Annotated in this window: 8 protein-coding genes; all 8 read left to right on the top strand. The window is 63.6% G+C overall.

Annotated features, from left to right (window positions below):
* Positions 1 to 436, top strand: a 436-nt coding sequence (locus B3D39_RS15000; RefSeq protein ID WP_349678103.1) for an oligopeptide/dipeptide ABC transporter ATP-binding protein, incomplete at its 5' end; no start/stop codon positions are given.
* Positions 433 to 1446 carry an ABC transporter ATP-binding protein gene (locus tag B3D39_RS14995; protein ID WP_274962634.1) on the top strand — a complete coding sequence of 338 codons (1014 nt, stop codon included), beginning with the start codon at positions 433 to 435 and terminating at the stop codon, positions 1444 to 1446. The genes B3D39_RS15000 and B3D39_RS14995, both read left to right, overlap by 4 nt.
* 150 nt (positions 1447 to 1596) lie before the next feature.
* Positions 1597 to 3564 carry a bifunctional 2',3'-cyclic-nucleotide 2'-phosphodiesterase/3'-nucleotidase gene (locus B3D39_RS14990; protein ID WP_274962633.1) on the top strand — a complete coding sequence of 656 codons (1968 nt, stop codon included), beginning with the start codon at positions 1597 to 1599 and terminating at the stop codon, positions 3562 to 3564.
* Positions 3565 to 3756: 192 nt separating this feature from the next.
* Positions 3757 to 4776, top strand: coding sequence for a molybdate ABC transporter substrate-binding protein (locus tag B3D39_RS14985; protein ID WP_274962632.1), 1020 nt, complete (start codon positions 3757 to 3759; stop codon positions 4774 to 4776).
* A 305-nt stretch (positions 4777 to 5081) separates the two neighbouring features.
* A complete protein-coding gene (locus tag B3D39_RS14980; RefSeq protein ID WP_274962631.1) occupies positions 5082 to 6293 on the top strand; it encodes an efflux RND transporter periplasmic adaptor subunit in 1212 nt (403 codons plus the stop codon).
* A 7-nt stretch (positions 6294 to 6300) separates the two neighbouring features.
* Positions 6301 to 9387 carry an efflux RND transporter permease subunit gene (locus B3D39_RS14975; RefSeq protein ID WP_274962630.1) on the top strand — a complete coding sequence of 1029 codons (3087 nt, stop codon included), beginning with the start codon at positions 6301 to 6303 and terminating at the stop codon, positions 9385 to 9387.
* 172 nt (positions 9388 to 9559) lie between these two features.
* Positions 9560 to 9745: a PLDc N-terminal domain-containing protein gene (locus tag B3D39_RS14970; RefSeq protein WP_078519794.1), complete on the top strand. Its 186-nt coding sequence runs from the start codon at positions 9560 to 9562 to the stop codon at positions 9743 to 9745.
* A gap of 25 nt (positions 9746 to 9770) precedes the next feature.
* A partial coding sequence (locus B3D39_RS14965) for an FMN-binding glutamate synthase family protein (protein WP_286789845.1) occupies positions 9771 to 11026 on the top strand: 1256 nt, incomplete at its 3' end.

The following is an 11026-nucleotide window of genomic DNA, read 5'->3' as shown; positions in this document are numbered from 1 at the left end:
CGCGCTCGACGTGACCGTGCAGGCGCAGATCATGGACCTGCTGGGCGAATTGCGCCGCGAGTTGGGGATGGCGACCGTGCTGATCACCCACGACCTTGGCGTGGTCGCGGGCTTCTGCGAGCGCGCGATTGTCATGTATGGCGGTCAGGTGATGGAGCAATCGCCCGTCGATCCCTTGTTCGCCAACCCGACCCATCCCTACACCAAGGGCTTGCTGGCCGCGTTGCCGCGTCTGGATGCGGATCGCGCGATGACCCCGATCCGGGGTAACCCGCCGAACATGACCGGCGCGCCGAAGGGCTGCCCATTCTGCCCGCGCTGCGATTTCGTTGAAGAGGTCTGCGCCGACGTGATGCCGCCGCTGGCGGAGTTTGCGCCGGGCCGCGCCCGCGCCTGTCACCGTTCCATTGAAACGATCGAGGAGGCCGCCGCATGACGACCCCGCTGATCGAGGCCCGCGACGTTCGGGTCACTTTCGACATCCGCCGCGCCTCGGACCTGCCTTGGACCGAGCCGCCGAAACTGCGCGCGGTCAATGGCGTGAGCTTCAAGCTCGAGCAGGGCAAGACGCTCGGCATCGTGGGCGAGTCCGGCTGTGGCAAGTCCACGCTGGCCCGCGCGCTGATCCAGATGCTGCCCGCCGAGGGCGAGATCATCTGGCAGGGCAAGACGGACCTTCTGCCGCTCTCGCCGCGCCAGATGCTGAAATACCGCTCCGACATCCAGATGATCTTTCAGGATCCGCTGGCCTCGCTCGACCCGCGTATGACCGTTGGCGAGATCATCGCAGAGCCACTGCGCACCCACCGCCCGAAGATGGACCGTAAGGAGCGCAAGGAGAAGGTCCGCGAGGTGATGGAGAAGGTCGGCCTGCTGCCGAACCAGATCAACCGCTACCCGCACGAGTTCTCGGGCGGTCAGTGTCAGCGTATCGGCATCGCCCGTGCGCTGGTGGTGGAGCCGAAGCTCCTGATCTGCGACGAGCCGGTCTCGGCGCTTGACGTCTCGATTCAGGCGCAGGTGATCGCGCTTCTCGAAGACCTGCGCCGCGATCTCGGGCTCACGATCATCTTCATCGCCCATGACCTGAGCGTCGTGCGCCATGTCTGCGACGAGGTGATGGTGCTCTATCTGGGCCAGATGATGGAGGCGGGCGCGACCGAGAAGCTCTTCGCCGAGCCGCAGCACCCTTATACGCAGGCGTTGCTGTCGGCGGTGCCGATCCCCGATCCGGAGATCGAGCGCAACAAGGTGCTGATTGCGCTGGAAGGCGACCTGCCGAGCCCGCTCAACCCGCCATCGGGCTGCCCGTTGCGCACTCGCTGCCCGCGTGCGAGCGAGATCTGCGCCACGACCCCGCCCACCGAAGAGGTCGCCGGGCGGCAGGTCTTCTGCCACCATCCCGGCCCTGCCGCGGAAGTGCAGGCGGTGCTCTCGGAGAGCTGAATTCTTGTGCGGCGGGCGGGGTTTTCCCGCCCGCTCACACCAATTTGTGCGAGCTTACGTCGGGATATTTATCCGGACGGTCAAAGCACTGTTACGATCCTCGGATAGAGCGCTCCGGCAAGGAGCCAATTGTCTCGGAGGATCCCCCTTATGTCGCTTATTTCGCGTCGCCAATTCCTGATCACCACCACCGCTGCGGGCGGGCTCGTGATGGTCCACCCGTTCACGGCGCGCGCCGCCGAAGGGCAGGCCCACCTGCGCCTTCTGTGCACCACCGATGTTCACTGCCACATCCGGCCCTATGACTATTACGCTGACAAGCCCGTCGACACGGTCGGCCTGTCGCGCACCGCGACGCTCATCCAAGGGGTGCGCGCGGAAGCCGCGAACACGATGATGTTCGACAATGGCGACTACATGCAAGGCAACCCGATGGCCGATTACATCGCCTATTCCAAGGGGATGAAGGAGGGCGATACCCATCCGGTCATCGCGGGGATGAACCTGCTGGGCTATGATTGCGGCACGCTGGGCAATCACGAATTCAACTACGGGATGGATTTCCTCAAGAAGGTGAACGACCGCGCGAATTTCCCGATGGTCTGCGCGAACTTCGCGCATAAGCTCGGGGCGTCTCCGCGTGAGGATGATCTCTACCTGCCACCCTACCTGATCCTTGATCGCGACCTGACCGACGGGGCGGGGAACAAGATGCCGATCCGCATCGGCGTGATCGGTTTCGTGCCGCCGCAGATCATGCAATGGGACCGTGCGCATCTCGAGGGCAATTACCAGACCCGCGACATCGTGGAGGCCGCGAAAGCCTGGGTGCCGCAGATGCGCGAGGAGGGCGCCGATCTCATCGTGGCGCTCGCCCATACGGGCATCGACAACGGCCCGCAAAGCGACGGGATGGAGAACGCGGCCTTCTACCTCGCAGGCGTGGACGGGATCGACGCGGTGATCACCGGGCACCAGCACCTGAACTTCCCCGGCAAGGATTTCTCCGGCCCCGGTATCGACAATGACAAGGGCACGCTGCAGGGCAAGCCGGCGGTGCAGGCGGGCTTCTGGGGCAATCATATGGGCCTGATCGACCTGATGCTGAGCCGCGACGGCGGCAAGTGGAAGATCGACACTCATACCTCGGAAATTCGTCCGATCTTCGCACGCGGCGAGGATCGTTCGATCACGCCGCTCACCACCGATTACGAACCGATCCTCGCCGCCACCGATCAGGTGCATGAGGAGACGCTGAAATATGTCCGCGCCAAGGTGGGCGAGACCGAAGCGCCGCTTTATTCCTACTTCGCGCTGGTGGCTGACGATCCGTCGGTGCAGATCGTCTCGAATGCGCAGATCTGGTACGTGAAGAAGCTGCTGGAGGGCACGCCCGAAGGTAAACTGCCGCTTCTGTCGGCGGCGGCGCCGTTCAAGGCGGGCGGGCGCGGCGGCCCGGATTACTTTACCGATGTTCCCAAAGGCCCGGTGGCGATCAAGAACGTCTCTGACCTCTACCTCTATCCGAACACGCTGCAGGCGGTGAAGGTCACCGGCGCGCAGGTGAAGGACTGGCTGGAGCGCTCGGCGGGCATGTTCAACCAGATCGATCCCGGCGCGAAGGATGCCAAGCTGCTGAACCCCGATTTCCCGTCCTATAATTTCGACGTGATCGACGGGGTGACCTATCAGATCGACATCACCCAGCCCGCCAAGTTCGACAAGGACGGTGCGGTGGTGAACGCCGATACGAACCGCATCGTCGATCTGAAATATGACGGCAAGCCGATCGACCCGAAGGCCGAGTTCGTGATCGCCACGAACAACTATCGCGCGTCGGGCGGCGGCAGCTTCCCCGGCGCGGACGGCTCGACGGTGATCTACCGCGCGCCCGACACCAACCGCGACGTGATCGTGCGCTACATCCACGACAAGGGCACGATCAACCCGAAGGCCGACGCCAACTGGTCCTTCGCACCTGCGGATGGCGCGACGGTGCTGTTCGAGACCGGCCCGAAAGCGCAGGACTATCTCGAAGACGTCAAATCCCGCGGGCTGGATATCGAACCGGCGGGCGACGGCGAGGGAGGCTTCGCGCTCTACCGCATCACGCTGTGAGGCGCTGATCGGACCGGCCGAGATTGAAAAGGGGCGCGTCGGCGTCCCTTTTCAATAAATGACACAGGGCCTCGCACGAAAGAGAGGGGCTGTGAGTGAGACGTGAGTGGGCGGGTGTGAACTCCACCTTAGGCTGAAGTGAGTGCGGCGATATTTCGCGCTGCATCATCACAACAGGGAGGAGAAATCACGATGGCATCGCTCAGGACAACCGCGCTCGCCGTGGCTGCAGGACTGGCGCTCACCGCGCCGATGGCACAGGCCCAGTCCAACGATGGGCAAAGCTGGCAGGAGCTTTCGGGCTATACCGACCAGCCGACGACCTTCAACCGCTCGGCCAGCATCTTCGCGCCTTGGGACAATCCGCCTTCGGATGCGAAGAACTTCACGGTGCCGGAGGTGAACAATCTTCCCGACCTGCATGGCGATATCGTCGATCCGCAACTGGTGATCTATTTCGCGGGCAATCAATACATGGTGGTGCAGGACCTGATCGCGGCCTTCCAGCGCGCCTATCCGCAATACAAGCGTATCTTCTACGTCACCCTGCCGCCGGGCATCCTGCTCGATGCGGTGAAGAACCATGACGGAGCCTTCGCCATCGGCAATCTACGTATCGCGATGAAGCCCGATGTGCTGACCCGCGGCAAGGGCGCCATGGAGGCGATGCAGAAGGACGAGAAGGCCTTCTCCGATTTGCAGGACTATGCCGATAACGAACTGGCGCTGATGGTGGCGAAGGGCAATCCGCTGCATATCCAGAGCCTCGCCGATCTGGCCGATCCTGCGACCCGCGTGACGATGCCGAACCCCGATTGGGAGGGCATCGCGAAGGTGATCGAGAAGAGCTACGTCAAGGCAGGCGGGCAGGCGCTCGACGACAAGATCATGAAGGACAAGGTCCGGGACGGCTCGACCTACCTGACCCATATCCACCATCGCCAGTCGCCGATGCGGGTGATGGCGGGGCTCGCCGATGCCGCGCCGGTCTGGCTGACGGAAGCCTTGTTCCACTCCAAGCGGGCGGATGAAGGCATCGATATGGTCAAGCTGCCCGATAGCGAGAATTCGACTCTGACCTATACGGCTGGCGTGCTGAAGACGGCGCCACATCCGGAAGCCGCGAAGGATTTCGTGACCTTCCTGACTTCGAGCGACGGGCAGAAGATCTACCACAAATACGGCTTCGCCTCGCCCGGTACGTTGAACTGAACTGAGCTGAACAGCTCGGTGACGTGCGCCCTGAGCCGCCTCATCGCGATATCGTGACATCATTTTCAGGCGCCGGAACAGGTGGCTGAAGACGGTCTCGCGTGCGGATGAGATGCGTTCGGAAATCGGCTATTCCATTGAATAATAACAAGGATAAGGGGCGCTCCGGTGTCCCTTCTTGCCGGTCCAGCCATGTGCAGGGCGCAAGTCCGCTCTCGCACACGTGGCGACAGAATGTCCGGAGCCTACCGTAGGAAAACCGAATTCCCCGGATCAAACGGGCTGCGGACAGGAGAGCGACAAGAATGGGTTTAGGTAAGTGGACGTCGCGCGCGGCGGTGGGGACGCTGGTGGCCGTGGCAATTGCAACGGGCGCGATGGCGCAGGGAATGCCGGGTGGCACTCAAGGCCCGACCGAGGTCGGCGTGATGCAGGTTGAGACGCAATCCGTGCCGTATACTGTCACCCTGCCGGGCCGCGCGGTGGCTTTCGAGCAGACCGATATCCGCCCGCGCGTCGCGGGCACCATCGCCTCGATCGACTACGAGGCGGGCCACAAGGTCGCGACGGGCGATGCGCTGTTTCACATCGACGACGACACCTATCAGGCCGAGCTGACCGCAGCCGAGGCCGAGAAGGCGAGCGCCGACGCCAATGTGCAGGCGGCGCAGTCGCAAGTGGACCGCTATACCAAGCTGGAGAAGACCTCGATCTCGGTGAGCGATCTGGAGACGGCGAGGGTCACGCTCGCGCAGGCGAAAGCCTCCGCGCTGAGCGCCGAGGCCGATCTGCAGACCGCGCAGCTCAACCTCGATCGCACGGTGATCCGCTCGCCCATCGACGGCTATCCGGATGTGGCGAACGTATCGGTCGGTTCTCTGGTCACTGCGAACCAGTCCGATGCGCTGACGACGGTGACGCGGCTCGATCCGATCTATGTCGATGTCTCGGAAAGTGCGGCACGGATCATGCGGGTGCGCCAGCGGATTGACCAAGGCTCCTTGCAGCGCGGCGATCAGTTGAAGGTTTCGCTGCTGCTGGAGACGGGTGAGGAATATGACGGCACCGGCACGCTTGTCAGCCCCGGTGCGACTGTCTCCTCAACGACGGGCACGGTGGATTTCCGGTTCAAGTTCGACAATGCCGACCGAATGATCCTGCCGGGACAGTTCCTGCGCGCGAAGATCACGTTGGGCACGACGCAGGCGATCCTCGTGCCGCAGCGCGCGACGACGCGGGAAGGGGATGGCTCGCTTTCGGCCTTCATCGCCGCCGATGGCGCGGCGAAGAAAGTGACGCTGACAACGGCGGGCACCTATCAGAACGCGTGGATCGTGACCGACGGCATCGAGAACGGCGATCAGGTGATCCTCGACGGGCTGAAGAACCTGCGCGACGGGGCCGAGATCAAGACGGTGCCGGTGACGATCAACGCGCAGGGCGTGGTGCAGGACGCCGCTCCGGATAACTCCGACAGTACCGCCGACGCTGCCAACGACACGGCGAAGGCGGAGTAAGCTCAACATGATCCGTTTCTTTATCCATCGCCCCGTCTTCGCGATCGTGCTTGCGTTGGTGACGATGCTCGCCGGCGGCTACGCGATCACCCAGCTGCCCGTGTCGCAATACCCGGAAGTCGCGCCGACCACGATCCGCATTTCCGCCAGCTATTCCGGGGCTACCGCGCAGGCGGTCGAGAACTCGGTGACGACGCCTATCGAAGACTCGCTGACCGGGCTCGACGGGCTGCTCTACATGGAGAGCTCGTCCAATCAGGGTTCGGCGCGCCTGACGCTGACCTTCGACGGCTCGGTCGATCCGATCGACGCCGAGAACGAGGTGCAGACAAAGATCCGCAAGGTCGAGAATTCGCTGCCCGATGCGGTGCAGTCGTCGGGGGTGAGCGTGTCGCGCTCCTCCTCGGATATCCTGATGGTCGGCGCGCTGGTCTCGACCGATGGGAAATATTCCACGGTCGAGCTGGGCAACATTCTGGACACCGAAGTGAAAGGCGCGATCGAGCGCACCTCGGGGGTGGGCGGGATCAATGTCTTCGGCTCGGGCTACGCGATGCGGGTCTGGCTCGATCCATACAAGCTCGAGCAATATCAGCTGACGCCGACCGACGTTACCTCGGCCGTGCAGGCGCAGAACACGACCGTTTCGGTCGGTTCGCTCGGCGATCTGCCCACGACCGAAGGGCAGCAATTCACCGCGACCATCACCGCACAGAGCCAGCTGACCTCGGTCGAGCAGTTCGAGAAGATCCTGTTGAAGACCGAGGCCGACGGCTCGGCGGTCTATCTGGGCGACGTGGCGCGGATCGAGATCGGACAAGAGGATTACGGCAGCAATTCCAAGTTCAATGGCATGAACGCAGCGGGCTTCGGTGTGAACCTCGCGAACGGCGCGAATGCGGTGGATACGGCCTCGGCGGTGCGCGCGACGCTGGACCGGATGTCGTCGTCGTTGCCCGAAGGCGTCGAATTCCAGATCGCCTATGACACCTCGCCCTTCGTGCAGCTCTCCATCGAGAAGGTCTATCACACGCTGGCCGAGGCGATCGTGCTGGTGCTGCTGGTGATCCTCGTCTTCTTGCAGAAATGGCGCGCGACGCTGATCCCCATCGTGGCAGTTCCGGTGGTGCTGCTGGGCACATTCGCGGTGCTGCTGGTCGCGGGCTATTCGATCAACACGCTGACGATGTTCGCGATGGTGCTGGCGATCGGCCTGCTGGTCGATGACGCGATCGTCGTGGTGGAGAATGTCGAGCGCGTGATGGAGGAGGAGGGGCTCAGCCCCCTCAAAGCGACGGAAAAGAGCATGAGCCAGATCACTGGCGCGCTGATCGGGGTGGCGCTGGTGCTGTCGGCGGTGTTCCTGCCGATGGCGTTCTTCCCGGGCTCGACGGGGGTGATCTACCGGCAGTTCTCTGTGACGATCATCACCGCAATGGTGCTCTCCGCCGTGGTCGCGCTGATCCTGACGCCTGCGCTGGCGGCAAAGCTGCTGCGGCCTTCGACGGGTCGCGCGATTGCGCCTGCGCGCGCCTTCAACACCGGCTTCGCGAAGATGCAGGGCGGTTACGCCAGCGCGGTGGCCCGTATCGTGCGCAAACCTTTCCTGATGGCGCTGGTTCTCGTGCTGGTGCTGGCGGGCGCGTGGGGCGTGATGACCCGGCTGCCCTCGTCCTTCCTGCCGCAGGAAGATCAGGGCGTGCTGATGGCGATGGTGAACCTGTCCGAGGGGTCGACCACGGCGCAGACGTCGGATGTGGTCGACCAGATCACGCAATACCTGCTGACGCAGGAGAAATCGGATGTGTCGTCGGTCTTCGCGACGCTCGGGTTCTCCTTCGGCGGCGGAGGGCAGAACACCGCGATGGTCTTCGCAAAGCTGAAGGATTTCGACGACCGCACCGGCGCGGATCAGACCGCTGCCGCCATCTCGGGCCGGGCCAATGCGCATTTCGCGGGGCTGCGCGCGGGGCAGGTCTTCTTCCTGCAACCGCCCGCGATCCGCGGTATCGGCAACTCCTCGGGATTCCAGATGTATCTGGTGGATCAGGGCAATAACGGCACGACGGCGCTGAAGGAGGCGGGCGAGCAGCTCGTGGCCGAAGCGAAATCCGACAGCCGCCTGACCAATGTCCGCGTCAGCGGCGACGAGAACAAGGCGGCACTGCAGCTCGATATCGACCAGCAGAAGGCCGAAAGCTTCGGGCTGACGCTGAGCAACCTCAATGCGATGCTCTCGGTGATCTTCAGCGGGAAATCGGTGAACGACTTCGATCTCAACGGCAATCTACGCCCGGTGATCGTGCAGGCCGATGCGCCTTACCGGATGCAGCCGGAGGATATCGACACTTGGTATGCGCGCAATGCGTCGGGCGAGATGGTGCCGTTCTCGTCCTTCGCGACGACGAAATGGGTCTCGGTCGCGCCGAAACTGTCGCGCTATGACGCCGCCAATGCGATCGAGATCTCGGGCCAGGCCTCGGGCAGCGCAAGTTCCGGCGCGGCGATGGATGCGATGGAGCAGCTGGTCTCCGATCTGCCCGGCGGCTACGCGGTCGCGTGGACGGGGCTGAGCTATCAGGAACGCCAGTCCGGCGATCAGGCGCCCTATCTCTATGCGCTCTCGGTGCTGGTGGTCTTCCTCTGCCTTGCCGCGCTATATGAGAGCTGGTCGATCCCGCTCTCGGTGATGCTGGCCGTGCCGGTGGGGGTTCTGGGGGCGCTGGTCTCGGCCTGGGTCTTCGGACAGTCGAACGATGTCTACTTCAAGGTGGGCATCCTCACGACGATCGGTCTGGCGGCGAAGAACGCGATCCTGATCGTGGAATTCGCCAAGAACCTCGAAGCTGAGGGCAAGGAGCTGATCCCCGCGACCATCGAGGCGGCGCGGCTCCGCCTGCGCCCGATCCTGATGACCTCGCTCGCCTTCATGCTGGGCGTGGTGCCGCTGGCGATCGCGACCGGGGCAGGGGCCTCGGCACAGAACGCGATCGGCATCGGTGTGCTGGGCGGCATGGCGGCGGCGACCTTCATCGGCGTCTTCATGGTGCCCGCCTTCTACGTCCTGATCCGTAAGCTCACGCCGGGGCGCTGAGGCGAAGGCGCGATCCCAATGCCAAGGCGGCGGCGCTACGCGCGGGGCCGCCTTGGCGATCAATCACTTCCGCTTGAAACGGGGAAAGCAGGGAACAAAGCGCTGAAGGCGCAAGTTTCCCTGCCAAGGAACGCCGGTAAGTACCGGAAAGAACCGATAAAGGAGTGAAGTTATGCTGAGCATGATCGGGGGCCTCGTCGTCCTCATCCTCGATATCTGGGCCATCGTGTCGATCCTTGGCTCGGGCGAATCCACCGGCAAGAAAGTGCTGTGGATCCTGTTGATCGTCATCCTGCCGATTATCGGCTTCATCATCTGGCTGCTCGTCGGGCCGAAAGGCGCCAAGGCGACAGTCTGAGCCACGCAGAGCCGGGAGGGACGATATGAACAGCATCATCCGCAACATCGTCCCCCTCGGCTCGCTCTTGGTATCTGTGCTGGCGCTCGCGCTGGCCGTCTGGATCAGCCCTTGGTGGCTGATCCTCTTGCTTGTCACGGTGCCGCTTCTGGCGTTCAGCCTCTACGACTATTTCCAGAAGGATTGGACGATCACGCGCAACTATCCGGGAGCGGCGCGCATCCGCTGGCTCGCCTATGATCTGCGGCCCTTCCTGCGCGCCTATATCGTCGAGGGCGATCTGGAGGGCAAACCCTACCCCTACGAGGCGCGCAACCTCGTCCATGCGCGGGCCCGCGGGCAGACCGACACCCATCCCTTCGGCACCGAGCGCGACGTGGAAGGCGCTGAATACCAATGGGTGAACCATTCCATCGCGCCCGCCGAGCATCCCGAAAAAAGCCCCCGCGTCACGGTCGGCAACGATCAATGCGCGAAACCCTATTCGGCCTCGGTGCTCAATATCTCGGCAATGTCCTTCGGCGCGCTGTCGGCCAATGCGGTCGAGGCGCTGAACCTTGGCGCGAAACAGGGCGGGTTCTACCACGACACGGGCGAGGGGGGCTTCTCGCGCTATCACCAGAGCCACGGCGGAGACATCGTCTGGGAACTGGGCTCGGGCTATTTCGGGGCGCGCGACGATGCGGGGAATTTCGACCCGGAGCTGTTTGCCGAGCAGGCCAGCCGCGATCAGGTTAAGATGACCGAGATCAAGCTGAGCCAAGGCGCGAAACCCGGTCACGGAGGGTTGCTGCCTGCGGCGAAAGTCACCGAGGAGATTGCCGAGACCCGCAAGGTGCCCGCGCATCAGGACTGCCTGTCTCCGCGCGGTCACAAGGCGTTTTCGACGCCCGCGCAGATGATGGAATTCGCGGCAAGGATGCGTGATCTCTCGGGCGGCAAGCCGGTGGGCATCAAGCTGTGCATCGGCCAACCGCATGAGGCCTTCGCGGTGGTGAAGGCGATGCAGAAGACCGGCATTTATCCCGATTTCGTCGTGGTGGACGGGGCCGAGGGCGGTACCGGGGCGGCGCCGCTGGAGCTGTCGGATCATGTGGGGATGCCGCTGATCGACGGGCTGGTGCTGATGCGCAACGCGCTGGTCGGCGCGGGTGTGAAGGACAAGGTGCGGCTGGCGGCGTCCGGCAAGGTCTATTCCGGCTATGGGCTGGCGCAGAACCTCGCGATCGGGGCGGATTGGTGCAATGCCGCGCGGGCCTTCATGTTCTCGATCGGCTGCAT

The sequence above is a fragment of the Thioclava sp. UBA3469 genome (assembly GCF_002378135.1).
GTDB lineage: Bacteria > Pseudomonadota > Alphaproteobacteria > Rhodobacterales > Rhodobacteraceae > Thioclava > Thioclava sediminum.
Note: the sequence above shows the minus strand (reverse complement) of the source record. Positions and strands in the feature narration are given on the sequence as shown.